The organism is Wenyingzhuangia gracilariae, from assembly GCF_056387575.1.
The window spans coordinates 1202299-1226678 of sequence record NZ_CM150748.1 but is presented as its reverse complement, the minus strand read 5'-3'; the positions used below and the strand labels follow the sequence as shown (position 1 = coordinate 1226678).

The 24380-nt window shown below is 30.7% G+C and carries 29 protein-coding genes; 12 read left to right on the top strand and 17 right to left on the bottom strand.

What is annotated here, in order from left to right; all coding sequences use genetic code 11:
* The first annotated feature begins 2 nt into the window (after positions 1 to 2).
* Positions 3 to 1043, top strand: coding sequence for a chorismate-binding protein (locus ACY2IJ_RS05295; RefSeq protein WP_476726112.1), 1041 nt, complete (start codon positions 3 to 5; stop codon positions 1041 to 1043).
* Here the strand turns inward: ACY2IJ_RS05295 and ACY2IJ_RS05290 are convergent.
* From ACY2IJ_RS05290 to ACY2IJ_RS05275, 4 genes are read right to left on the bottom strand one after another with little or no spacing between them, the layout of a single operon-like run.
* Complete coding sequence (locus tag ACY2IJ_RS05290) at positions 1036 to 1476, bottom strand: hypothetical protein (protein ID WP_476726111.1); 441 nt, start codon at positions 1474 to 1476, stop codon at positions 1036 to 1038. The two genes, ACY2IJ_RS05295 and ACY2IJ_RS05290, sit on opposite strands and share 8 nt — an antisense overlap.
* Before the next feature lie 2 nt (positions 1477 to 1478).
* Entirely contained in the window at positions 1479 to 1961 is a 483-nt protein-coding gene (locus tag ACY2IJ_RS05285; protein ID WP_476726110.1) for a hypothetical protein, read from the bottom strand.
* A 33-nt stretch (positions 1962 to 1994) separates the two neighbouring features.
* Entirely contained in the window at positions 1995 to 2537 is a 543-nt protein-coding gene (locus ACY2IJ_RS05280) for an RNA polymerase sigma factor (RefSeq protein WP_476726109.1), read from the bottom strand.
* Between the two features lie 15 nt (positions 2538 to 2552).
* Positions 2553 to 3986 carry a TonB-dependent receptor gene (locus ACY2IJ_RS05275; protein WP_476726108.1) on the bottom strand — a complete coding sequence of 478 codons (1434 nt, stop codon included), beginning with the start codon at positions 3984 to 3986 and terminating at the stop codon, positions 2553 to 2555.
* 90 nt (positions 3987 to 4076) lie between these two features.
* Here ACY2IJ_RS05275 and ACY2IJ_RS05270 point away from each other — a divergent pair, with 90 nt between their 5' ends.
* Both ACY2IJ_RS05270 and ACY2IJ_RS05265 read left to right on the top strand, forming a co-directional pair.
* Positions 4077 to 4838 carry an MBL fold metallo-hydrolase gene (locus ACY2IJ_RS05270; protein WP_476726107.1) on the top strand — a complete coding sequence of 254 codons (762 nt, stop codon included), beginning with the start codon at positions 4077 to 4079 and terminating at the stop codon, positions 4836 to 4838.
* A gap of 48 nt (positions 4839 to 4886) precedes the next feature.
* Positions 4887 to 5051 carry a YqaE/Pmp3 family membrane protein gene (locus tag ACY2IJ_RS05265; RefSeq protein ID WP_476726106.1) on the top strand — a complete coding sequence of 55 codons (165 nt, stop codon included), beginning with the start codon at positions 4887 to 4889 and terminating at the stop codon, positions 5049 to 5051.
* A 39-nt stretch (positions 5052 to 5090) separates the two neighbouring features.
* Here ACY2IJ_RS05265 and ACY2IJ_RS05260 read toward each other — a convergent pair whose 3' ends face one another.
* From ACY2IJ_RS05260 to ACY2IJ_RS05245, 4 genes are all read right to left on the bottom strand, one after another.
* Complete coding sequence (locus ACY2IJ_RS05260; RefSeq protein WP_476726105.1) at positions 5091 to 5735, bottom strand: alpha/beta hydrolase; 645 nt, start codon at positions 5733 to 5735, stop codon at positions 5091 to 5093.
* Entirely contained in the window at positions 5735 to 6991 is a 1257-nt protein-coding gene (locus ACY2IJ_RS05255) for a dihydroorotase (RefSeq protein WP_476726104.1), read from the bottom strand. The genes ACY2IJ_RS05260 and ACY2IJ_RS05255 overlap by 1 nt, the downstream gene beginning before the upstream one ends.
* Positions 6992 to 7151: 160 nt before the next feature.
* Positions 7152 to 7886, bottom strand: coding sequence for a 5'-methylthioadenosine/adenosylhomocysteine nucleosidase (locus tag ACY2IJ_RS05250; RefSeq protein ID WP_476726103.1), 735 nt, complete (start codon positions 7884 to 7886; stop codon positions 7152 to 7154).
* 60 nt (positions 7887 to 7946) lie between these two features.
* Positions 7947 to 8606 (bottom strand): ABC transporter ATP-binding protein, encoded by a 660-nt coding sequence (locus ACY2IJ_RS05245; protein ID WP_476726102.1) that lies wholly within the window; start codon positions 8604 to 8606, stop codon positions 7947 to 7949.
* Between the two features lie 160 nt (positions 8607 to 8766).
* On the opposite strand from ACY2IJ_RS05245, the gene sucC reads away from it, so the two are divergent.
* Positions 8767 to 9966: an ADP-forming succinate--CoA ligase subunit beta gene (gene sucC, locus ACY2IJ_RS05240; RefSeq protein ID WP_476726101.1), complete on the top strand. Its 1200-nt coding sequence runs from the start codon at positions 8767 to 8769 to the stop codon at positions 9964 to 9966.
* Positions 9967 to 10026: 60 nt separating this feature from the next.
* Here the strand turns inward: sucC and ACY2IJ_RS05235 are convergent, their stop codons facing one another.
* From ACY2IJ_RS05235 to ACY2IJ_RS05215, 5 genes are all read right to left on the bottom strand, one after another.
* On the bottom strand, positions 10027 to 10668 hold the full coding sequence (locus ACY2IJ_RS05235) for a peroxiredoxin-like family protein (protein ID WP_476726100.1): 642 nt from the start codon (positions 10666 to 10668) through the stop codon (positions 10027 to 10029).
* Between the two features lie 117 nt (positions 10669 to 10785).
* Entirely contained in the window at positions 10786 to 11289 is a 504-nt protein-coding gene (locus ACY2IJ_RS05230) for a porin family protein (RefSeq protein WP_476726099.1), read from the bottom strand.
* Between the two features lie 20 nt (positions 11290 to 11309).
* A complete protein-coding gene (locus tag ACY2IJ_RS05225) occupies positions 11310 to 11876 on the bottom strand; it encodes a hypothetical protein (protein WP_476726098.1) in 567 nt (188 codons plus the stop codon).
* 73 nt (positions 11877 to 11949) lie between these two features.
* Entirely contained in the window at positions 11950 to 12324 is a 375-nt protein-coding gene (locus ACY2IJ_RS05220) for a PUR family DNA/RNA-binding protein (protein WP_476726097.1), read from the bottom strand.
* Positions 12325 to 12381: 57 nt separating this feature from the next.
* Positions 12382 to 14139 (bottom strand): ABC transporter ATP-binding protein, encoded by a 1758-nt coding sequence (locus ACY2IJ_RS05215; protein WP_476726096.1) that lies wholly within the window; start codon positions 14137 to 14139, stop codon positions 12382 to 12384.
* 171 nt (positions 14140 to 14310) lie between these two features.
* Between ACY2IJ_RS05215 and nusB the strand changes: the two genes are divergently transcribed.
* From nusB to cmk, 6 genes are all read left to right on the top strand, one after another.
* A complete protein-coding gene (nusB, locus tag ACY2IJ_RS05210; protein ID WP_476726095.1) occupies positions 14311 to 15249 on the top strand; it encodes a transcription antitermination factor NusB in 939 nt (312 codons plus the stop codon).
* A gap of 86 nt (positions 15250 to 15335) precedes the next feature.
* Complete coding sequence (gene yajC, locus ACY2IJ_RS05205; protein WP_476726094.1) at positions 15336 to 15629, top strand: preprotein translocase subunit YajC; 294 nt, start codon at positions 15336 to 15338, stop codon at positions 15627 to 15629.
* Between the two features lie 107 nt (positions 15630 to 15736).
* Positions 15737 to 16690 carry a YbbR-like domain-containing protein gene (locus tag ACY2IJ_RS05200; protein ID WP_476726093.1) on the top strand — a complete coding sequence of 318 codons (954 nt, stop codon included), beginning with the start codon at positions 15737 to 15739 and terminating at the stop codon, positions 16688 to 16690.
* Positions 16690 to 17274 carry a dephospho-CoA kinase gene (coaE, locus tag ACY2IJ_RS05195; protein WP_476726092.1) on the top strand — a complete coding sequence of 195 codons (585 nt, stop codon included), beginning with the start codon at positions 16690 to 16692 and terminating at the stop codon, positions 17272 to 17274. The genes ACY2IJ_RS05200 and coaE overlap by 1 nt, the downstream gene beginning before the upstream one ends.
* Positions 17275 to 17340: 66 nt before the next feature.
* Entirely contained in the window at positions 17341 to 18348 is a 1008-nt protein-coding gene (gene porQ, locus ACY2IJ_RS05190; RefSeq protein ID WP_476726091.1) for a type IX secretion system protein PorQ, read from the top strand.
* Positions 18349 to 18351: 3 nt separating this feature from the next.
* Positions 18352 to 19041, top strand: coding sequence for a (d)CMP kinase (gene cmk, locus ACY2IJ_RS05185; RefSeq protein ID WP_476726090.1), 690 nt, complete (start codon positions 18352 to 18354; stop codon positions 19039 to 19041).
* Here the strand turns inward: cmk and ACY2IJ_RS05180 are convergent.
* The gene (locus tag ACY2IJ_RS05180; protein WP_476726089.1) at positions 19038 to 19664 is read right to left on the bottom strand and encodes a 7-carboxy-7-deazaguanine synthase QueE; all 627 of its coding nucleotides are present in this window, start codon (positions 19662 to 19664) and stop codon (positions 19038 to 19040) included. The genes cmk and ACY2IJ_RS05180 overlap by 4 nt on opposite strands.
* 125 nt (positions 19665 to 19789) lie before the next feature.
* Between ACY2IJ_RS05180 and ACY2IJ_RS05175 the strand changes: the two genes are divergently transcribed.
* Positions 19790 to 20350, top strand: coding sequence for a hypothetical protein (locus ACY2IJ_RS05175; protein WP_476726088.1), 561 nt, complete (start codon positions 19790 to 19792; stop codon positions 20348 to 20350).
* Between the two features lie 74 nt (positions 20351 to 20424).
* Here ACY2IJ_RS05175 and ACY2IJ_RS05170 read toward each other — a convergent pair whose 3' ends face one another.
* The 3 genes from ACY2IJ_RS05170 to msrB all read right to left on the bottom strand — a co-directional run bounded on the left by ACY2IJ_RS05170 (position 20425) and on the right by msrB (position 23447).
* Entirely contained in the window at positions 20425 to 21300 is an 876-nt protein-coding gene (locus ACY2IJ_RS05170; protein WP_476726087.1) for a bifunctional 5,10-methylenetetrahydrofolate dehydrogenase/5,10-methenyltetrahydrofolate cyclohydrolase, read from the bottom strand.
* 106 nt (positions 21301 to 21406) lie between these two features.
* Complete coding sequence (ffh, locus tag ACY2IJ_RS05165) at positions 21407 to 22753, bottom strand: signal recognition particle protein (RefSeq protein WP_476726086.1); 1347 nt, start codon at positions 22751 to 22753, stop codon at positions 21407 to 21409.
* Between the two features lie 229 nt (positions 22754 to 22982).
* Positions 22983 to 23447, bottom strand: a complete 465-nt coding sequence (gene msrB, locus ACY2IJ_RS05160; protein ID WP_476726085.1) for a peptide-methionine (R)-S-oxide reductase MsrB — start codon at positions 23445 to 23447, stop codon at positions 22983 to 22985.
* A 94-nt stretch (positions 23448 to 23541) separates the two neighbouring features.
* On the opposite strand from msrB, the gene ACY2IJ_RS05155 reads away from it, so the two are divergent.
* Positions 23542 to 24336: a M48 family metallopeptidase gene (locus ACY2IJ_RS05155; protein WP_476726084.1), complete on the top strand. Its 795-nt coding sequence runs from the start codon at positions 23542 to 23544 to the stop codon at positions 24334 to 24336.
* Positions 24337 to 24380: the final 44 nt, after the last annotated feature.

The window sequence follows — 24380 nt, the reverse complement described above, 5'->3', positions numbered from 1 at the left end:
GTTTGAATATATTAGAAAAAATTAGAGAGGCAGAACAAGCAAAAATTCCTTTTGTTGCCTATAAAAAACCGAACGAGAATACGTTAACATTTATAAGTCAAAACACAAATAACCTACATGTGTTTACAGATTTTAATGAAAGCGGTTATGTATTTGCTCCTTTTGATAGCAATAAAGATGCGTATATTTTAAAACCGGATTTTGTTTTTACAGAAAAAATAGAATCTACAAGTGTGTTTTCTCAATGGAATGATGATCTTAAAACAGATGCAAAAGCACAGTTTGTACATGAGCAAAAAGTTGCAAAAGCTATTGCTACTATTAAAAGCACACAATTGTCTAAAGTTGTAATTTCTAGAAAAGAAGAGATAGAAGTAAATTGTTTTGATACCATTACTGTTTTTAAAAAACTACTAACAACTTATACCAATGCATATGTGTATGTTTGGTATCATCCTAAAGTTGGAATGTGGATGGGGGCTACTCCAGAAACCTTAATAACAGTAAAAAAAGGAGTTTTTAAAACCATGTCTTTAGCAGGAACGCAATCTTTTAAGGGTGATTTAAATCCAGTATGGGGAACAAAAGAGCTAGAAGAACAACAAATGGTTTCTGATTTTATAAAACAAAACTTACAACATACGGTTGATGGTTTGGAGTTTTCAGAAGTAGAAACCGTAAGAGCAGGAACTTTACTACACTTAAAAACCAAAGTAAAGGGGAAGTTAAGAGCACAAAAAGATTTAGAAAGAATTGTAAAATTATTACATCCTACACCTGCCGTATGTGGATTGCCTAAAAATGAAAGTAAAAGTTATATTTTAGAAAATGAAGGTTATTACAGATCTTTTTATACAGGATATTTAGGAGTTTTAAATTTGGAACAAGAAACCTCTTTGTTTGTTAATTTAAGATGTTTTTCTATTCACAACAATAAAGTAAGCTTGTATGTTGGTGGTGGAATAACAAAAGATAGCAATCCTGAAAAAGAGTGGTTAGAAACGGTTGCAAAAAGTAGAACAATTAAAAATGTACTTATTTAGTTTTCTTAATTCTTTCTAATAATTTCTTTTTAAAATTAATTTCTGCATCTTTTAATTTTAAAATTTGTTTAAAACTTAAAACATTTGTCAATTCAATATTTAGTTTTTGTTTTCTTTTAAAAAAAGAAGCATCAAGACTGTCAATTTTATCAACCAAGGCTTTTGCTTCAGCTTCGGTAACTGTTTCTAAATTTATTTTTTTTTGTAAAGTGTTTCTTTCTCTATTAAAAACATACATTTCGTTTTTTCCTTTGTTGTAAACAGGCCAAAATTTTTCTGCTTGTTTGGATGTCAAGGATAATTGATCTGTTAAAAAACTAATTCTAGCAGCAGCAATTTTTTGTGCATATGTTTTGTCTTTATTTTTGTTTTGTCCGTAAAAAGTAAAACTTGTTAGAAACAAAAATAGTAGTAGGGTAGTTTTATAATTCATAGTTAAAAGTCAATAATTTCGTACTCGCTTAATTCTGTAGACAATTGCTCTACTGTTGGATTAAGGTCGTTAAGGTTAGAATACATAAAAGATAGGTCACTTTCTTCTGTATTATTTAAAATGTCATTAATATCAATGTTTTCTTCAATGGCTAAATAATTAATAATATCGCTATTGTTTAACTCATCAGATTGATTGATGTTATTATTTGATTTAAAAACAAAAAAACCAAAAGCAATTGCAGCAGCTGTAGCTATATAAGGCATAAAAACCCTAAGCTTAGATTTTGGCTTTTGAACTTTAAATGTTTCAAAATACTGATTTGGGATTTTGTATCCGGATGTTTTAGGAAGTGTTTCCTTAAATTGTTCTGTAGCAATTCTTTCCGAAAGATTATTAAAATAATTTTCGGGTGTTTTAAAAGGATTTTTGTGACCTACAATCTCTTTTAAAAATTCTTCGCTATGTTGGTTTTCTTTATTCATGTTAAACCTTAGATGTTTTTTTGTGTGAAAGGTTTAATAATTTTTAATATAACTTTCTATTTTTTTAACAGCATGATGATAAGAAGCCTTTAAAGCTCCTACAGAAGTGTCTAATATTTCTGAGATTTCTTCGTATTTTAATTCATCAAAATACTTCATGTTAAATACCAATTGCTGTTTGTGGGGCAATTCAGCAATTGCTTTTTGCAGAATTAATTGAATGCTATCTCCATCAAAAAGTTCATCATCTTGCAAACTAGATCTTAATTCTTTCTGATAATCTTCTATAGGTAAATTTGTTTTTTTTGCATTTTTATTTAAAAACGTAATGGCTTCGTTGGTTGCAATTCTATACATCCAAGAAAAAAGTTTACTTTCTTCTTTAAAGCCACCTATGTTTTTATAAACTTTAATAAACGTGTTTTGCAAAACATCATCAGTGTCATCGTGATTGATCACAATTTTACGGATATGCCAATACAAACGTTCTTTGTATAGTTTTACTAGTTCATCAAAAGCTTTAGAGGCTTTTTTAGAATCTTTTAGGTTTGCAATAAGTTGTTCTTCGTCTGTCAAATCTACCTACATTATCTATTTTTGGTAACCAAATAAACCTTTAAATTTAATGGTTTCTGCAATTCCTTCTGGAAGCATAGCTTCCCACCCTGGTTCGTTAGTACGTATTTTTTTGAACACATCTGGTGCTTGAATTTTCATGTGTTCTATTCTGTAATTGGTAATGTCAATTATTTTATTAGAAGTTTTAAAATAGCTGTACAGTTCTTTAACCCTATGGTTTAATTTTAAGTTGTTGCTATCTATAATAGTGTTGTCAGAATCGCCAAGAATAGGGTAAAGGTATATTTTTAAATTTTGAGAGAACAATTTACCAACTCCTTCTAAAATGCTACCTTTTAAATTGTGATAATATTTGATGTCAAAAATATTCATAATACTATCTGCTCCCATGGCAAAACCAATTTGTTCGTTGGTAAATTCACCAAAATATTCTACCAATTTGTAGTATTCTTGAAAGTTGGTAATCATTACTATTTGACCTAAAGAACAAAGTAAGTCGGCTCTGTCTAAAAAGTCACGTTCGTTAATTTCTCCTTCGTTTTTTAAGTTAGAGAGTGTAATTTCAAAAATGGTTTTGGTTCTTTTAGGATCTACTCTTTTATCAGCAAAAAATAGTTTTTGAGATTCTTCGTAAACATCCATATTTACTTTAGTTACAGGTCTAAATCTACCACGTAAAGCTAATATGTTTTTTTTATACAATTCTTGAGCAGGCAGTAGGTTTTTACCACTATCGTTAAACATTACTGCATTGGTCATTCCATTTTTAACCAATTGTAAACTCATCAATCTATTGTCTACATAAGTAAATCTAGGTCCAGAGAAATTAATCATGTCAATTTCAATCTCATCTTTTTCTATATTGTCATACAATGAAACAATTAAATCTTTAGGATTGTCGTTATGGTAAAATGCTCCATAAATTAAGTTCACTCCTAGTTTTCCTAGAGTTTCTTGTTGTAAAGTAGCATCAGTTTGTTTAAATCTTAAATGTAAAACAATTTCGTTGTATTGTTCATGAGGAGATAGTTGAAAGTGAATACCTACCCAACCATGTCCTTTAAATTGTTTGGCAAAATCTATAGTAGCTACGGTGTTGGCGTAACTAAAATACATTTTATCAGGATGCTTGCTTCTGTTCAAACGACTTTCAATCAATTGAATTTCGTGGCGTAACATTTTTTTCAAACGACTTTCAGTTACATATCGTTTGTCATCTTCAATACCATAAATAGCATCAGAAAAATCTTTATCGTAAGCACTCATAGCTTTAGCAATGGTTCCAGAAGAACCTCCAGCCCTAAAAAAATGACGAACAGTTTCTTGTCCGGCTCCAATTTCTGAAAAAGTACCGTAAATATTTTTGTTAAGGTTAATTTTAAGTGCTTTGGTTTTGCTTGTTAAAATGTTTTCTACCAGAATATCTCCTTTGTGTGATACTGCCATGTTGATGATTTCTATGTTACAAATCAAATATACCAAATTTAGACATTTAAGTAGCGCTGTTTTCGTATTTTTGACATAAGATTTTTAAGAATGAAAGTTACTTTTTTAGGTACAGGAACTTCACAAGGAATTCCCATGTTGTTATCTGATGAACCTGTAAATTTTTCTACAGATTCTAAAGACAAAAGAATGCGTTCTTCTGTATTAATACAGTGGGATGATTTTACGTGTTTGATAGATTGCGGAGCCGATTTTAGAATGCAAATGCTAGATAATAAGGTAACAAATATTGATGCTATTCTATTTACGCATGAACATTCTGATCATATTGCGGGTTTAGATGACATTAGACCTTATTGTTATAAAAAAGGTCCTATGCCTATTTTTGCCATGCAAAGAGTAATGGATAGTTTGAGTAAAAGGTATGAGTATATTTTTACCACTAAAAATAGATATCCAGGGGCAGCAGCTGTTTTGCCTACAGTTATAGATCATCAATCTTTTAATTTGGGAGTAAAACAGATAATACCTATACAAGTAAACCATGGTAACTTACCTATTTTAGGCTATAGGGTTGATGATTTTGCGTATTTAACAGATGTAAAAACTTTAGATGAATTAGAAATTAATAAACTAAAAGATTTAGAAGTTTTGGTGGTAAATGCTTTAAGAATAGAAGAGCATCCTACACATTTAAATTTAAAAGAAGCTTTAGATTTGGTTGCGGTTCTACAACCTAAAAAAACATATTTTACCCACATTAGTCACCGATTAGGTTTTCATGAAGAGGTAAGCAAAACGTTGCCTAAAAATGTTTTTTTGTCTTATGATGGTTTGGAAATAACATTGTAAAAGATATTCTTTATATTTAAAGAATAGTAATCAACAAAAAACAAACCAATGACGAATAAGCTTTTATTAATTGTATTATCATTTTTTTTACCACCATTAGCCGTTTTCTTAAAAAGAGGAATTGGAAAACACTTTGTTATCAATGTTATTTTGTCCATTGTATTTTTCGTTCCAGGGGTGATTCATTCACTTTGGGTAGTAACTCAAGAATAAATTAAAAAAGGCAGTGTAAAACACACTGCCTTTTTTAATTTATAATCTTTCTGTAATCCAATTTTTAAAATCGTAAAAATTGTTAGGATGTATTCCGTGTCCTACCGGATATTCTTTATACGTATTCTTAATGTTTAAAGAGTTTAACAAAGTTGGTGCTTTTCTCGCCCAGTCTACAGGTATTACTTGATCTACGGTTCCGTGAGAAATAAAATAATCTACTTTATTTGTGGTGGCTTTTTTTTGTAAAAAATCATGATTAAAGTAACCACTTAAAGCAACTACATAATTTGCTTTTTCTGGATAGGTAAAAGAAAAGGCATAACTTAGAATGGCTCCTTGACTAAATCCGGTCATAAATATTTTAGAACTATCTATGTTGTATTTATCAATAAGCTCATCAATAAAAATATTTAGTTTTTCTACCGATTCTTTTCCTTCCTCAGGATCTGAGAATTTGTTTTCATCAGCATCAAAAGTAATACTGTACCAAGCATAGCCGCCAAAAGGTAACGCAGTAGGTGCTTGTACACTAACAATTAGTGCTTTTTTGGGCAATTCGTTTGCAAAGGAAAATAAATCATCCATATTACTACCATATCCGTGGATTAATAGAATTAATGGGGCTTTTTCTTTCGTAAATAAAGGTTCTCTAACTATGTATTCTAAAGATAAATCTGTCATTAGGCTAGGGTTAAAATACTATTGTTGTAGGATCCGTATACTTTTCCTATTGTTTTTTTTCCGATGTATGCACTGTTGGTTGAGATAGATAAAATAGCATTTTTATTAAAAATACCTTCTCCTTGTGTGGTAAACAAGCTAATATTTGCTTTTTCTCCAACATGAATACTAGAAGTTTCTAATCCAAAAATAGTTAGCGGGCTTGTTGTTATTTTATCGATTAAAATATCTAAATCAAAAATGTTTTGTAGGCTGATGAAAAAACTTTCTAAACCTATAGAACCATCAATAGCATTGCTAAATTCTAGTTTTTTATTTTCAATATCAATAGGGTCGTGGTCAGAGGTAATAAAATCAATAGTTCCATCTTTTACCCCTTCTATTAATGCTAAAATGTCTTTTTGAGTTCTTAGAGGTGGAGCTATTTTGTAATTGGCATCAAAGGCATGAAGTTCATCATCTGTAATTGTTAAATGATCTGCACTAACGCTACAAGTAACATTTAATCCTTTGTTTTTGGCTTCTTTAATTAACGCTACCGATTTTTGAGTACTAATGGTAGGAATATGTAGTCTACCACCAGTGTATTCTAATAAAAATAAATCTCTACTTATTTGTAATTCCTCGGCTAGGGCAGGAGTCCCTTTTAAACCCAAATGGGTACTGTTTATACCTTCGTTTACCAAACCATCACCGGCAATGTTGCAATTGTTTGGGTAGCTCATTACTAGTCCGTTAAAGCTTTGTGTGTATTGTAAAGCAATTTTAATAAGATTGGCATTTTTAGTTCCTTTTTTATAATCATTAAAAGCAATGGCTCCTGCTTGTTGCATGTCATATAATTCAGCAATATCTTGTCCTTTACTTTCTTTGGTTAAACTTGCTATTGGATGAATGTTTACTCCTGTTCCTATAGCTTTTGTTTTTAAGAAATTAACGATGGATTTAGAATCGGTAAACGGATAGCAATTGGAATTTAAACCAACTTGAGTAAATCCAGACTTGGCCGCTACTTCTATTCCGTTAGCTATGGTTTCTCTATCTTCATAACCTGGTTCTCCAAAACTTACACTAGGGTCAAACCAACCGTTAGATATGGTTAAGTTTTCTAGTTTTATTTCTTGACAATTGCTTGGGCAAGTAAGGTTGTTTTCTATTTTTGAAATATGACCATTTTCTATTAAAACATCTGTAGTTTGTTTGTGGTGTTTACTTTTTGGGTCAAAAATAGTAGCCGATTTTAGTAAAATATTCATGCTATAAAATGATTCAAGATAGTTGAAAAAAGAAATTTTGTGTTGCTGTACTTAGCAAAATAAACAATTGTACTCGGTTGAGTTGTGCAGTAATTCGCAAAAAGAGGTTTAGCGTTTCTTGTCATTGTTTAAGGATTGGTCAAAGATACGCAAACAAAAATTAACTGCAATAATTTTCTAGAATGCCTTTTGCATATTTACTAGCTATTTTTTTAGTAAATACAGGAAAATCTATAGGAGCAGTATGGTTGGCTTTGTCAGATATAATTCTAATAATAGAAAAAGGAACTTTATATTCATCACAAACTTGAGCAACGGCAGCACCTTCCATTTCTACACATTGTACGTTTGGAATTTTATTTTTGATAGAAAGAACACTTGTAGCATCACTTATAAATTGATCGCCACTAGCTATAATTCCCTTTTTTATTTTTGGGTTTTGAATTCCAAACAAGTGAGCTTGATTAACCGATATGTGTTTAAAGTAGTTTTCTTGGAACTTAGTTACCGAAAGATAAAGAGAAGAGTTAGAACTTGTACCAATATAAGTTTTGTTAAGTAAAGGAATTTCTAGTTTGGGAAATAAAGGAAACGCATCCATATCATGCTGTACCAATTCAGTTCCGTACACAATATCACCAATATGTAAATTTTCATCAATGGCTCCAGCAACTCCAGTAAAAATAATTTCTGAAGGAGAAAAACGACTAATTAATTGAGTGGTTGTAATGGCAGCAGCTACTTTTCCCCATTTAGAAAACACAACAACAACTTTTTGGTTGTGTAAAGTTCCTGTATAATAGTCTCTATTTCCAATAACTATTGTTTGCTTGTCTTTTATAATTAGTAAAAGTTCTGCCAATTCATCGTGCATGGCACTAATTATTCCAATCATATTTTAAACTTTGGGTATTTAATCGTAATTAATTTGTTTTAAAAAGTTGATTTATAAGTTTTAAGAAACAATATTTCCATCTTTTAAAACCAATTTTCTATCGGCCATGTTGGCTAATTTTTCATTGTGAGTAACAATGACAAAAGTTTGATTGAATTGATCTCTTAGGTCAAAAAACAAATCGTGTAAATTGTTGGCACTTTCAGTATCTAAATTACCACTTGGTTCATCAGCAAATACAATTGCAGGCTGATTGATTAATGCTCTAGCAACGGCAACACGTTGTTGTTCTCCTCCAGACAACTGACTAGGTTTGTTTTCTGCTTTATTTTTTATGCCTAAAAAATTCAACAACTCTAAAGCTCTAGTTTGTACTTCTTTATTTTTTTTATGGGCAATATATGCCGGAAGACATACATTTTCTAAAGCGGTAAATTCTGGCAATAATTGATGAAATTGAAATACAAAACCAATGTGTTGATTTCTAAATTCAGATATTTTTTTATCCTTTAATCCTACAGGGTTTACGTTGTTAATAAGCAGTTCGCTAGGAACACTATCGGGTTTGTCTAGCGTACTTAAAATTTGTAAAAGAGTCGTTTTTCCCGCTCCAGAAGGGCCTACAATAGCAACTATTTCTCCTTTTTTTATATGCAGATCAATTCCTTTTAAAACTAAAGTGTTGTTAAAAGATTTTTGAATGTTTTTGGCAATTATCATAACTCAGTAAAGTATCAAAACGAAAGTACTAAAAAAGATACGATTCTGGCTTTTTTGTTAAATACTTATTTTTTAACAAAAAAAAGATATGAATAAGACCATTAGTAAAACGTTATTTATATTTTTGGAAAACATTTATATATTTTAAGAATAGAGTTTTATGAATTTACACGAATTTCAAGGAAAAGAAATTTTAAAGAGTTTTGGAGTAAAAGTACCTATGGAACTTGTTGCTACAACACCAGAGGAAGCATTAGAGGCTGCAAATAAGATTCATGCAGAGAAAGGATGCACAGTTTTTGCGGTTAAAGCACAAATACACGCAGGTGGACGTGGTAAAGGAGGTGGTGTAAAAATCGCTAAATCTATCGAAGAAGTTAAAATGTATGCTGAGCAAATCATCGGAATGATGTTGGTTACACCTCAAACTTCTGCAGAAGGAAAAGAAGTACACCAAGTATTAATTTCTGAGAATGTTTATTACGATGGTCCTTCTAAACCAGAAGAATACTATATGTCTGTTTTGTTAAACAGAGCAACAGGTAGAAACATGATTATGTATTCTCCTGAAGGAGGTATGGATATTGAAGAGGTTGCAGAAAAAACACCTGAATTAATTTTTACAGAAGAAATAGATCCTGCAACAGGAATTTTACCTTTTCAAGCTCGTAAAATAGCATTTAATTTAGGATTGTCTGGAGCAGCGTTTAAAGACATGACCAAATTTGCTATGGCTTTGTACAAAGCTTATGAGGGGTCTGATTCTTCTTTATTTGAAATTAACCCTGTGTTTAAAACAGCTGATGATCAAATTTTAGCGGTAGATGCAAAAGTTTCTTTAGATGAAAATGCTTTGTATCGTCATAAAAATTACGTTGATTATAGAGATATTAGAGAAGAGCACCCTACAGAAGTTGAAGCCAAAGCAGCAGGATTGAATTATGTTGCCTTAGATGGAAACGTAGGATGTATGGTAAACGGAGCTGGATTGGCAATGGGTACCATGGATTTAATTAAGCAAGCTGGTGGAGAACCTGCTAACTTTTTAGATGTTGGAGGTACTGCAGATGCTGAAAGAGTACAAACTGCTTTTGGAATTATATTAAAAGATCCTAAAGTAAAAGCTATTTTGGTAAATATTTTTGGAGGTATTGTTCGTTGTGACCGTGTGGCACAAGGAGTTGTAGATGCTTATAAAAATATGGGAGATAGTATTAATGTACCTATTATTGTACGTTTACAAGGAACCAACGCTGTAGAAGCAAAAGCTTTGATAGATGCACAAGAAGGTTTAGATGTAATATCGGCTACAGAATTTCAAGAAGCTGCTGAAAAAGTACAAGAAGTATTGGTAGGATAATATTTATAAAAAACTACATATAAAAAAGGCTCTGTTTTATAACAGAGCCTTTTTTTGTGGTTATTTTTTTAAAACTTCAAGAATCTTGTCGGGATCTAGTCTTGTGGTATAGTCTTCGGGTACAAATGCATGTAGGATAATTCCTTGATTATCTACGACAAAAGTTGCTGGCATTGGTAATTCAAAATTTGTATTACCATTGTGTTTTTCTATATCAATATTAAAATTGTTGTAAATAGTTTTAATTTCATCAGGTAGCTCAAAAGATAAGTTTAGTTCTTTTGCATAACTATTGTTGTAGTCTGTAAGAATATTAAAATTTATATTGTTTTTTTCAGATGTAGATAGGGAATTGTCTGGTGTTTCAGGTGTAATTGCTACTAATTCTGCATTTAATTCTTTAAGTTGAGGTAAAATATTGTTTAAAGCTTTTAATTCTAAATTGCAATAAGGGCACCAACCTCCTCGGTAAAAAGATATAACAGCATTTCCTTTACTTGTAATATTAGATAGTGAAATGGACTCTCCTTTGCTATTAGGTAAATTAAAATTAGGAAGAATATTACCTTTTTGTGGAGCTTTTGCAGATAAGTGTTGGTTAATTAAATTTCGTGTTGCTTGGGTCATTTGATTGTATATTTCTGCAGGAATTTTAGCAGCACTATCTTGTTTTTTATCTAATAATTGTTTTGTTAAGCTCATAATGATTGTGTTTTTAATTACTAATGTTTTCGTCGTTTCAATAAAAATAACTTTCAAAAAAGGGCATAAAAAAACTCAATCAAAATGACTGAGTTTTTTATATAGTTGTTTTGTAGTTTATTTTTTTTCAAAATAATAAGTTAAACCTACCATAGGTAAATGGTCGTATAAAGATTTTTTATAAATTATATTTAGCATAATGTGTTTTGTAATGTCAAATTCTAAACCAGCACCATATAAGAAAGAAAAACCATAAGATTTTTGTAAACCTTTATTATTCGTAAATTTTCCGTAGTAATCATTTTCTTTGGCATATCCATTTACATCTATATATGAAAATTGTATTCCAGAATAAATATTGGCTCTTAATTTTTTAAATTGTAGTAAGTCATGTTGTATTATAAGCGGAACGTTATATGTATTAGCCCACGATTTTTTTTTGTCTTGATTTGGGATGTAATAATAAGAAACAGGAACTTCCATCGCGTTGTGCCTACTGTATAAAAATCCAATATTGATAGACGTTTTATCGCTAACGTCAATTAAATATTTTCTGTAAATTAATTGAAAATTGAATTCACTTTGATCTTTTTCCCAAAAGTTTCCCAAAGCAGTAAACATCAAAAAAGACTTTTTGTTTTTTATAATATTGCTACTAATGCTTTTGCTTCCTTTACTTTTTTAAAATAAGATTCACTAAAATAAGCATTGTCTCTGTCGTTGTTAATAAAGCCATCAAGCACATAATTAAGTTTACCCCAAAAATTATATTTGGTTAATTGTTTGTCTCCAAATTTTATTTTATCTTCTCTTAACAAACAAGTTTTGTCATCATTTACAACAATATAAGAAATCTTATCATCTATATATGTTTGATATAAGGATGCTTTACCTTTAATCATGATTTTTGCAATAAAAGTGTCAACTAGAGTTTCGTTTTTAATTTTGATAACGAAATATTCTTGTTCTGAGTTGATAACAAAGCTCTTAATGTTATTTAGGTTTAGTGTTTTTGTGGTTTCAGTTTCTAGTTGATTTTTAAAGTTTAAAACAGTTGTTTTGTTTCCTAGTTTTAGAGGAATAGTGAACACGTTTAGCTGTTCCCCATTATTAAGGAGAATAGTTGTAGGAACGTACGTTTTTTTAATTTGAGAAATTACAGTGTTAAAAGAAAGTAACAATCCCAATAAGATTAATTTGTAATTCATAGCGTATAATTTTTTACAAACATAATTTATTAGGGGACAAAAAAAAACTCAACTGATTAAGTTGAGTTTTTTTTTATATATCGTCAAAATTTACTTGGGTAAAATCGGCTGTTGCCATATCAGATTCTTGTGAAGTATCGTTTTCAGTTTCTTCTTTTTTAAAGTCTTTTTGATGTCTTTCACTAATAACTTCAAGCCCTTTTTCATTAATAATAAAATCAGTAGCTTGTTTTAGTTGTTCATGAAATTCAACAAAATCTTCTTTATATAAATAAATTTTGTGTTTTTGATAATGAAAACTACCATCATCATGTGTAAATTTTTTACTTTCCGTAATTGTTAAGTAATAATCACCTGCTTTGGTAGATCTAACGTCAAAAAAATAGGTTCTTCTTCCAGCTCTTAGGATTTGAGAAAAAATTTCTTCTTGCCCTTCTCTTTCTTTCATTTTTTATTGATTACTGTTATCTACTCAAATATATAAAAATAATTATTTTACAGTAAATTATTCTATTTCTTTTTCTTCTAGTTGTTGTTTGTACATTTCTTGATACAGCCCTGGTTTGTTAACTAGTTCTGAATGAGTTCCTTGTTGTGCAATTGTACCATTGTCTAGCACAATAACTTTGTCTGCATGTTGTGCTGCACTTATACGATGACTAACAATAATAGTGGTGTTTTGTGCGCTAATAGATTTTAAATTGCGCAATATTTTTTCTTCGGTTTCTGTATCTACTGCCGATAAGCAATCGTCAAAAATATAAATTTGAGGTTTTTTAATAATTGCTCTTGCAATAGAAACACGTTGTTTTTGTCCTCCAGATAACGTAACCCCTCTTTCCCCTAAAATTGTTTCGTATTTTTTATTAAACCCAATAATATTATCGTGAACAACTGCATTTTTAGCTGCATTTTCTATTTCTTGTTGTGTGGCATCTTCTTTTCCAAAACGAATGTTGTTTGCTAAGGTGTCTGAAAACAGAAAAGGATCCTGAGGAACAAAACCAATATGATTCCTTAAATTGTAAATATTGTGTTTGTTTATAGGTAAATCATCAATTGAAACGCTACCTGTAGTAGTATCGTACAGTCTACTAATTAGGTTTAAAATACTAGATTTTCCGGAACCAGTTTTTCCTAGAATGGCTAAGGTTTCGCCAGGGTTTACTTTAAAGCTTATACTATTTAGGGCTGTAATATTGGTGTCTTGATAGGTAAGAGATACATTGTTGAATTTAATAGCTCCTTGTATAGGAATCATATCATTACTAGGGTTGGTAATTTCTGGCTCTTGATTTAAAAATTCGTTGATTCTTTTTTGTGAAGCTTCTGCTTGTTGAATGGTAGAGGTTACCCAGCCAACAATAGCTACTGGCCAAGTTAGCATGTTGGTGTACATAATAAACTCTGCAATTACACCAATACTAATGTGTCCTTTAATGTACTGCATTCCTCCAACATAAAGTACAATTAGGTTAGATGCTCCAATTAATAAAATCATTAAAGGAAAAAACAAAGCTTGAACTTTAAATAAGTCTACATTTTTATTTTTGTTGTCCTCGGCAATTTCAAAAAAATCTTTTTTGGTAATGCCTTCAATAGCATATGATTTGACCACATTCATACCCGAGAAAATTTCTTGTGTATAAGTGGTTAATTTAGAGAGTTGTTCTTGAACAATGGTGCTTTTTATATGTATGTGTTTGCTTAATACAAAAATAGAAACCGATAAAAGAGGAAATGGTAGTAAGGTGTACAAGGTTAGTTTAATGTCTATCTGTATCATTTTATAAATTGCAACAGAAAACATAACCAACATATTAATGGTGTACATAATAGCAGGCCCCACATACATACGTACTTTACCAACATCTTCACTAATACGGTTCATTAAATCACCGGTTCTGTTCTTTTTGTAAAAGTTTAAACTTAAGCGTTGGTATTGTTCATATACTTTGTTTTTTAAATCAAACTCTACCAATCTAGAGGTAACAATAATGGTTTGTCTCATTAAAAAAGTAAAAAAACCAGATAGAAAAGCCAACCCTATAATTAGGAGTATGTTAAAAAGTAATTCTTTTTTAACAATATCTAAATCTGTAACAATTCCTTTTTGATAATCGCTGGCAGCATTAATAGAGTTTTTAACAATTTCAGGAACTTTTACAGCCAAGTATCTAGAAGCTATAGAAATTAAAATACCGAGTAAAAGACGATATCTGTATTTGTAAAAAAATTGATTGATATATTTTAATTCTTTCATGGAAAGGTAGCGTAGTATTTGTGTTTACGAAGATAGTGGAATTTTATAATTTAAGACTGTCAATTTATATGCCAAGCATGTTAAAACTTAATTAATTTTTTAAACGTAATCTTTTCACATAACTTAATTAAGTATTACTTTTGTAGCCATAAAAACTATAAGTTCTTTCTAATGATTAACAGAAGACATATTCGTGTAAAGGTGATGCAATCAGTTTATGCGATAACCCATTCTAAAAGTGATAATATTGTAAAAGAAGAAAAATTCTTAAGACAAAGTATTGACAAATTATACGACTTGTATGTATTGTCTTTAGATATGATTGTAAGAGTTAATCAATTAGCAACCCTAACACAAGAAGCGGCTAAAAAAAAGCATTTGGCCACAGCCGAAGAGCTAAACCCTAATAAAAAATTTATAAACAACGCTGTAATTAACATTTTAAAAGAGAGTGTTTCTTTACAAAGTTATATAGAAGAAAATAAGTTAAATAACTGGTATTTAGATGATAAATATGTAGCCAATATTTATAAAGAATTAATAGACAGTTCTTTGTATAAAGAATACATGGCACAAGAAGAAACAAACTACAAAGACGATGTAAAATTTGTGGTCAAGTTTTTTGCAGAGTTTATTGCTCCAAACGAAAAATTATCAGAATACTACGAAGGTGAAAACATTAGTTGGGCAGATGACATTCCTTTTGTAAACACTTGGGTTGTAAAAACGCTTCAAGAATTAAAAGCAAATAGCACTTTTGTTTTAGGAAAGTTGTATAAAAATAGCGATGACGAAGAATTTGCTTCTGATTTGTTTAAAAAAACAGTGTTAAACTTACCACAGTTCGAAGAAGAAATTACAGACAAAACACCAAACTGGGAAACAGATAGAATTGCAGATTTAGATATGATTTTAATTAAAATGGCTATCTGCGAATTTTTAAAATTCCCATCAATACCTGTAAAAGCTACCATTAATGAATACTTAGAAATTGCAAAAGACTATTCAACTGAAAAAAGTAGTGTGTTTATTAATGGTGTTTTAGATAAAATTTGGAAAGAATTTCAGGCAAACAATAGGTTGAATAAAATAGGAAGAGGAATGTTATAAAATTAATTTTATAGATTAATTTTTTACTTTTCTACATATATTTGATAAACAAATAGCAACATATAATAAAACAAAATAAATTTAAAATGATAGTATTACAAGAAAGTCCAATGAGTCCTATGTTTTTAGTTGTAATGGTAATTTTCATCGTATTTTTTATGATTATACCACAAGTAAGAAAATCTAGAAACGAGAAAAAATTTAAGGAATCTTTGGTAAAAGGAACCAAAGTAGTTACTACAGGAGGAATTCATGGAAAGTTAGTAGAAATTAACGAAGGAACTGTAATGATAGAAACCAATGCAGGAAAATTGTTAATAGAAAAGGCTGCTTTAAATATTGAGTTGACAAAGAAATACAATGCACCTGAAAAAAAATAAGGGAAATTAACATGATAAAAAAAACGTCTTTAGAAACTTTTCTAAAGACGTTTTTTTTGTTTTAAAAGACACAATATTAATGCATATCATTTGTTATTTTAGCAACTATGGTAAATAAAAAAAGAAAAAGAACATATAGGTTTAACAAAAGAAGAGATTCTATTTTTTTAATATTTGTTTTAGGAACCTTTATTTTTTGGTTTTTAAACAAGTTGTCAAAAACATATACACAAGTGGTTACCTATGCTATTGTTTACGAAGATTTACCAAATCAATTTGTTTTTCAAGAAAATCCGCCAGAAAATTTATCGCTTAGAATAGAGTCCGATGGGTTTTATTTTTTTACCAGAGCATTTAAAAAAAATAAGATCAAACTATCTTTAGAGCATATAAAAAAAAGAAATCAATACACATATTTTTTACCAAACGCAGAGTTAAAAAAACAAGTAAGAGCTATTATTAAAGAAAAAAACAATTTAATAGATGTTATAGAAGATTCTGTAGAAATTAAATTAGGAAAAAAAAGCTTTAAAAAAGTTCCTGTAATTCCCAATATTTCCATTAACTATCATTCAGGATATAATTCATTTAACGGAGTTCAAATAGTTCCAGATTCAGTAATTGTATCTGGGCCAGAAATGCAAGTAGCAAAGGTAAAGCAAATACAGTTAGAAAAATTTGAGAAAAAAGATGTTGTTAGCTCAATAAATGAAACAGTTAAACTTATAAAACCCAATATACCAAAGTTAGAAATAAACAAAAAAGCTGTACAAATAAAGGCCGAAATAGAAAAAATAACAGAAAAAACAATTACCGTACCTGTTAAAATTATAAATCAACCAGAAAACGATTTGGTTTTGTACCCTAAAAAAGTAAAAGTTACATGTTTGGTCCGTCTCTCTCAATTTAATGTTGTAAATCCTAAAGACTTTACTGTAATTTGTGATTACAATAAGCGAGGAGCCAAGCATATAAAAATAGAATTGGTAAAAAAATCTGATGTAGTTTCTAGCGCTAAATTAAATACCGATAAAGTAGAATATTTAATACTTAAAGAATAATGGTTGTTGGGTTAACAGGAGGAATTGGAAGTGGAAAAAGTACAGTGCTTAAAGAGTTTATAGCTCTAGGTGTACCCGTTTACATAGCAGATGTAGAAGCTAAAAAAATCATGAATACATCGGTAAGTGTACAAACTAAAATTACAGAATTACTAGGGAAAGAAGCTTACAACAACAATACGTTAAACAGAGTTTATATTGCCAATAAGGTGTTTAAAAACAAAGAATTGCTTTTAAAATTAAATCAAATTGTTCATCCAGAAGTACATCAACATTTTAAAAAATTTGTTCAAGAGCAAACCGCACATTATTTGGTTTACGAAAATGCAATTTTGTTTGAAAATAATAGCCAAAAATTATGCGATAAAGTAATTGTAGTAACAGCCTCTAAAGAAACTAGAATAGCAAGGGTTATGCAACGAGATGGAGTAAATAGAGAAGACGTTTTGGCAAGAATGAAAAACCAATGGAGTCAAGAAAAAAAAATAGCAAAGGCAGATTATATTATAGAAAATAATGACCTAGAATTGTTGAAAGAACAAGTGTTAACAATTCATCATCAATTAATAAAAGTTGATTTGTAATTTAATTGACAAAAAAATAGTATTTTAATTTGAAGCATTTATATTTGTTCAACGTTTAACATCTGCATGAGATATTTAATAGTAAGTGTATTTATTTTTCTTTCTCAAAACTTGTTTTCTCAAACAGGAGGTGAAACAGTTTATGCTTTTTTAAATGCACCTACTTCTCCCAAACAAATAGCTTTAGGAGGTGTTACCTTAACCAGTAAAAACGATGTGTCTCAAGTTCTATGGAATCCATCTGCTGCAAATCCTAACATTAGTAACGATGTTTCTATAAATTTTGTCAATTATATTTCCGATATCAATGTAGGCTCTATGGTATATGCCAGATCTATAAAACCAGAATACGGAACTGCATTTCTAGGTGTTCAATATTTTGGGTATGGAGATTTGGACAGAACAGAAGCTTCGGGACCCGAAGTAGTAGGTGTTTTTTCTGCTAGAGATATAGCTTTTAATTTAGGGTACAGCTACACATATAAACAGGTTGCTTTTGGAGCAAGTTTAAAATATGTATCCTCAAAAATAGATACCTATACATCATCAGCTATTTTGTACGATTTAGGGCTAACTTATTTTCACCCAAAGTTACCTTTTGTTGTTTCTGTAGTTGTTAGGAATTTAGGAGAACAAACTACTTTGTATTTAGATAGAGAAGAGCAAGTAAGTAAAAATGTTATTATTGCAGCAGAATATAATCTAGAACATGTGCCTATTAAAATATATGGAGCTATAGATGATTTGAGTAATTGGGATATAAGTACCCCAAATCCATCAAAAGAAAAAGTAGATTTAAACGGAAATGTTACTCAAGAAAAAATTAATAAGATCTCTAATGGTTTAAGGCATCTTTCTGTAGGAGCAGAACTTTGGCCAGAAAAAAAGTTGAATTTAAGAATAGGTTACAATCACCGTAGATCACAAGAGTTTCAATTAAACGAAGCTAGAACAGGAGCAGGATTAACCTATGGTTTAGGAATAAATACCAAGTACATTAAATTTGATTATGCTTTTGCAAAATTTCAAGAAGGGGCAAAGTATAGTACCTTTGGACTAACACTACATTTGTAATTTATGGAATCAAAAATTATTGTGGCTATTGATGGATTTTCATCAACAGGTAAAAGTACAGTTGCCAAACAATTAGCCAAATATTTAGGATATGTTTATGTAGATACAGGAGCTATGTATAGAGCGGTTGCATTGTATGCGTTGCAAAATGGTTACGTTAAAAATGACCAAATAAACAAAGAGTTGTTAATACAAGATTTAGAAAATGTTCAAATTACGTTTCAATACAATCCATCTTTAGGGTTTTCAGAAGTTTATTTAAATAATGTAAATGTAGAGTCTAAAATTAGAGGAATGGAAGTGTCCTCTTACGTGAGTAAAGTTGCAGCAATATCAGAAGTAAGACAAAAACTAGTGACTTTACAACAGCAAATGGGAATGTCTAAAGGAATTGTTATGGATGGTAGAGATATTGGAACAGTAGTGTTTCCTAATGCTGAGCTGAAATTATTTATGACGGCATCTGCCAATACAAGAGCGCAAAGAAGATACAACGAGTTACAACAAAAAGGAAATACAACTGTTACTTTTGATGAGGTTTATGATAATGTAGTAGAACGCGATCATATAGATACTACACGTAAAGATTCTCCGCTAGTTATGGCAGAGGATGCTATAGAAATAGACAATTCTAATTTGTCTAGAGAACAACAGTTTGATCAAATTTTAGAACTAGTAAAGGCTAAAATTTAAGGAATATTTAAATACTTGTGTGTTTGTAAAGAAATTTTCCATTGAGGATTTTTCATTACATAGTCTACAATTTGTGGAGTCATTGTTTCTTTTTTACTCCATTCTGGCTGTAGGTACAAAGTACATTTATCAGAAACTTTAGCCGCTTGTTGCTCAGCAAATTCAAAATCACTCTTGTTGTGAATAATCATTTTTAGTTCATGAGCTTCTGGGTAAATACCCTCTAAAGGTAATTTTGTTTTTTTAGGAGACAAACAAATCCAATCCCACTGTCCGCTTAGCGGATATGCACCCGAAGTTTCTATATGTGTTTGCAGTCCTTTATTTTGCAAAGATTCTGTTAAATATTGCATGTCCCACATTAATGGTTCACCACCAGTAATTACAATAGTTTTGTATTTACTAGCGTTTTCTACAATAAGATCTGCATGTGTGGGCGGATGTAAATTGGCATCCCAACTTTCTTTTACATCGCACCAATGACAACCTACATCGCAACCACCTACTCTAATAAAATAAGCAGCTGTTCCTGTATGATTTCCTTCTCCTTGTATGGTGTAAAACTCTTCCATTAACGGAAGCATAATACCTTTATTTACAAGCTCTTTGGTTTTAATGTCCATGCGTATAGTTTTGTGGAGTGCAAAGATACAAGAAAATAAAGAATAAAAATTATTTGTTGGTTAAAGGTTTTAAGCAGATAAACTATAAGATTTGTGTAACTTTGGAAGCTTAAAACGAAATAAAAATGAAAAAAATTATCTCTCTTTTCACAATTTGTTTGTTGGTTTTTGCTTGTTCTAAACCTAACACATCAATAGCTTTAAACAAAGTAGGACCTATAACCAACACAACTACAGTTAAAGATTTGACAGAATTATTTAAAAATGATTCTATTGTGTCTAGATATAGTGAAGGAGATTTAGGGAATGTAAGTGATTATGTTTTAGATAATGATACGCATTTAATTTATAAAAAAGGAGGAGAGTTGTTGTTGTCAATATCTCCAATAAACCCTTTAGATTCTGTTTCTAAAATAAAAAGCGTTACTGTATTTAGCGAAGCTTACCAAACAAAAGCAGAGGTTGGAGTGGCTTCAACATTTAATGATGTAAACGTAAATCATACGATAGAAAAATTAGAGGCAAGCTTTAAATCTGTTACTGTTTTTGTAAAAGATATTAATGCAACTTTTACCATGGACAAACAAGAATTAGGAATCAAAACATTTACATTAGGAGAAATAGACAAAGCTCAAATTCCAGATGAAGCAAAGTTTACTTCATTTACTGTATGGTTAGAGGAATAGTAAATTTTGAAGAACATAAAAAAGGCATCCTAAAATTTAGAATGCCTTTTTTTTATCATAGTAGAGAGCTAAACCTAAGCTTTTTGTTCTCCTGCTAATAGCGTGTTTTTTAACAACATAGCAATAGTCATAGGACCTACACCACCAGGAACTGGAGTAATAAAACTTGCTTTTGGTGCTACAGATTCAAAATGAACATCTCCTGCTAAACGGAAACCGCTTTTTTTAGTAGCATCGTCTAAACGAGTAATCCCTACATCAATAATAGTTACTCCTTCTTTAACCATATCTCCTGTTAAAAATTCAGCAACTCCTAAGGCTACTACAATTATATCAGCTTTTAAAGTTAGTTCTTTTAAATTGGCTGTTCTAGAGTGTGCTACGGTTACAGTAGCATCTCCTGCTGCTCTTTTTTGAGACATTAAAATACTCATAGGACGACCTACAATATGAGAACGACCAATAACAACTACATTTTTACCCGAAGTAGGAACTTTGTAACGTTCTAATAACTCCATAACTCCATAAGGAGTGGCAGGTAAAAAAGTAGGCAATTCTAAAGCCATTCTACCTACGTTTGTAGGGTGGAAACCATCAACATCTTTGGTGGCATCTACAGCTAATAAAACTTTGTGCTCATCAATGTGCTTAGGTAGTGGTAATTGTACAATGTAACCATCAACCGCATCATTATTGTTTAGCTCATCAATCTTAGCTAACAATTCAGCTTCTGTAGTTTCTTCTGGTAGTTCTACTAAAGTAGAATCAAAACCAACCAATTCACAAGCTTTTACTTTAGCTCCTACATAGGTTTTACTAGCCCCATCATTCCCAACAATAACTGCTGCTAAGTGAGGTGTTTTTTTACCTTGTGCTTTTAATTCTTTTACTTTTTCTGCAATTTCAGCTTTGATGTCTGCAGAGGTTTTTTTACCGTCTAATATTGTCATCTTGTTGTTATTTAGTACTAAGTACAGTGTACAAAGTATTAAGTTTTATATTCAATTGTTGTAAAAATACTCAGTACCAACTACTCAGTACCAACTACAAAAAATATTACATTCCAGGCATTCCACCTTTCATACCACCCATCATTTGCATCATTTTTTTGGCACCTCCTCCTTGCATCATCTTCATCATTTTACTCATTTGAAAGAATTGTTTTAACAGTTGGTTAACTTCTGTTATGCTTGTTCCAGATCCTTTTGCAATTCTTTTTTTACGAGATGCGTTAATAGTTTTAGGTTCTGTTCTTTCTAAAGGAGTCATAGAATTAATAATGGCTTCTATTCCTTTAAAAGCATCATCATCAATATCTACATCTTTAAGGGCTTTTCCTGCACCTGGTATCATTCCTACCAAGTCTTTCATGTTCCCCATTTTTTTAATTTGCTGAATTTGTCCTAAGAAATCGTCAAAACCAAATTGATTTTTTGCAATTTTCTTTTGCAATTTTCTAGCTTCTTCCTCGTCAAATTGTTCTTGGGCACGTTCTACTAAAGAGACTACATCTCCCATTCCCAAAATACGATCTGCCATACGGTCTGGATAGAAAACATCAATAGCTTCCATTTTTTCTCCAGTACCAATAAATTTAATGGGTTTGTTTACTACAGATTTAATGGTTAAAGCAGCTCCACCACGTGTATCACCATCTAACTTTGTTAATACAACTCCATCAAAATTTAACAAATCGTTAAAAGCCTTGGCAGTATTTACAGCATCTTGTCCTGTCATAGAATCTACAACAAATAAAGTTTCTTGTGGATTTACAGCTTTATGAATGTTAGAAATTTCGGTCATTAAAGCTTCATCAATAGCCAAACGACCAGCGGTATCTATAATAACAGTGTTTTTACCATTAGCTTTGGCATGGCTAATTGCGTTTAAAGCAATTTCAACAGGATTTTTGTTTTCAGGTTCTGCATATACATCAACACCTATTTGTTCTCCTACAACTTGTAATTGATTAATGGCTGCAGGTCGATAGACATCGGCACCCACTAATAATACTTGTTTTGTTTTTTTGGTTTTTAAGTAATTGGCTAGTTTACCAGAAAAGGTAGTTTTACCAGAACCTTGTAAACCTGCCATTAAAATTACGGTTGGATTTCCTGTTAAATTAACACCTGCAGTTTCTCCTCCCATTAAATCAGTCAATTCGTCTTTGACTAATTTAACCATTAACTGACCAGGGTTTAGGGTAGTTAATACGTCTTGACCAATGGCTTTTTCTTTAACTCTTACGGTAAATTCTTTTGCAATTTTAAAGTTTACATCGGCATCTAATAATGCTCTACGTACTTCTTTTAGCGTTTCTGCTACATTTACTTCTGTTATTTTTCCGTGTCCTTTTAAAAGATGTAAGGCTTTATCTAGTTTATCTGATAAATTATTAAACATATGCTGTAATTTACTTTGTTAAAGTTAAGGTGCAAATATACAAGAATCTGCTTACTTATTAAAGAGTTTCTACCCAACAAAAAACCCTCCAAAATTGGAGGGTCAAATTTGTAAAACATAAAAACAAATACTATTTATTTCCCTTTGGTTTTGATGAAGATTTAACTCTTTATAAAAATTGTGGGATTCTAAAGTTATGTAATAACTATTTAAAAATGATTGACTTATGTTAGTTTGAGTGTTTTTTTTTGAAAACCAATGAGGCTGAATTTACACAGTATCTTTTTCCGGTTGTTTTTTTAGGGCCATCGGTAAACATATGTCCTAAGTGTCCGTTACAAACAGCACATACAATTTCGGTTCTAATCATTCCGTATTTTTTGTCTATTAAAAAATCTACATTTTTTGCAATGTGATTGTCAAAAGATGGCCAACCAGTTCCTGAATCAAATTTAGTGTTAGAGTTAAATAAAGGGGTGTTACAACCAGCACAGTAATAAATACCTGTTTTGTAATGTTTGTTGTACTCTCCACTAAAAGCACGTTCAGTTCCTTTTTGTCTAAGAATATAATATTGTTTTGTGGTTAATTGTTGTTTCCATTCGGCATCTGTTTTTGTTACTTTTTTTTGAGCAAATAGAGGGATTGTAATACAAAAAATAAGAAAGACAATAGATTGAATTGATTTTTTCATAAATAAAGGTTTTATATTAGGTCGATTGTTGATTGAAATCATTACCTAATAAGGTTTCAAATATTATATTTGTAATGAAACAAAATACAAAAAAATGAATAAAATCATCTCATTAATATTAATCGCTTTTTTTTTAACAGCATGTTCTACAGTACCTATTACAGGTAGAAAAAGATTAAATTTTGTGTCTGATGCCAGTGTGCTACCTACAAGTTTTTCGCAATACGATGCTTTTTTAAAAGAGAATAAAATATCGACCAACACAAGCAAAACAAAAGAAATAAAGCAAGTTGGAGCTAGAATTTCTACTGCGGTTGATAAGTTTATGCGTAAAAACGGAATGTCTGCTGAAGCAGATAGCTACCGTTGGGAGTTTAATTTGGTAGAAGACGATCAGTTAAACGCTTGGTGTATGCCAGGAGGAAAAGTGGTTTTTTATACGGGAATTTTACCTGTTGCTAAAAATACAGATGGAATTGCGGCTATTATGGGGCATGAGGTTGCTCATGCTTTTGCAAAACATGGACAAGAACGTATGAGTTCTTCTCAAATTCAACAATATGCAGGTGCTGCAGTTGCTATTGGTACATCTACTCAAGATGAAAAAACACAACAAATGTGGAATATGGCTTACGGTATTGGGTCGCAGTTAGGAATGCTAAAATATAGCAGAACTCATGAAACAGAAGCTGATAAATTAGGATTGGTTTTTATGATTATGGCAGGATATAACGGAGAAGAAGCTGTAGCGGTTTGGCAACGAATGAAAGCATTAGGTGGAGCTTCTCAACCAGAATTTTTAAGTACACACCCTTCTAATGATTCTAGAATTAGTACTTTAAAATCTTATTTACCTGAAGCTAAAAAGTTAGCTGCTAAGTACAGATAAGGTCTATAATAGATTAAAAAAGCCCAATTGAAATTTTCAATTGG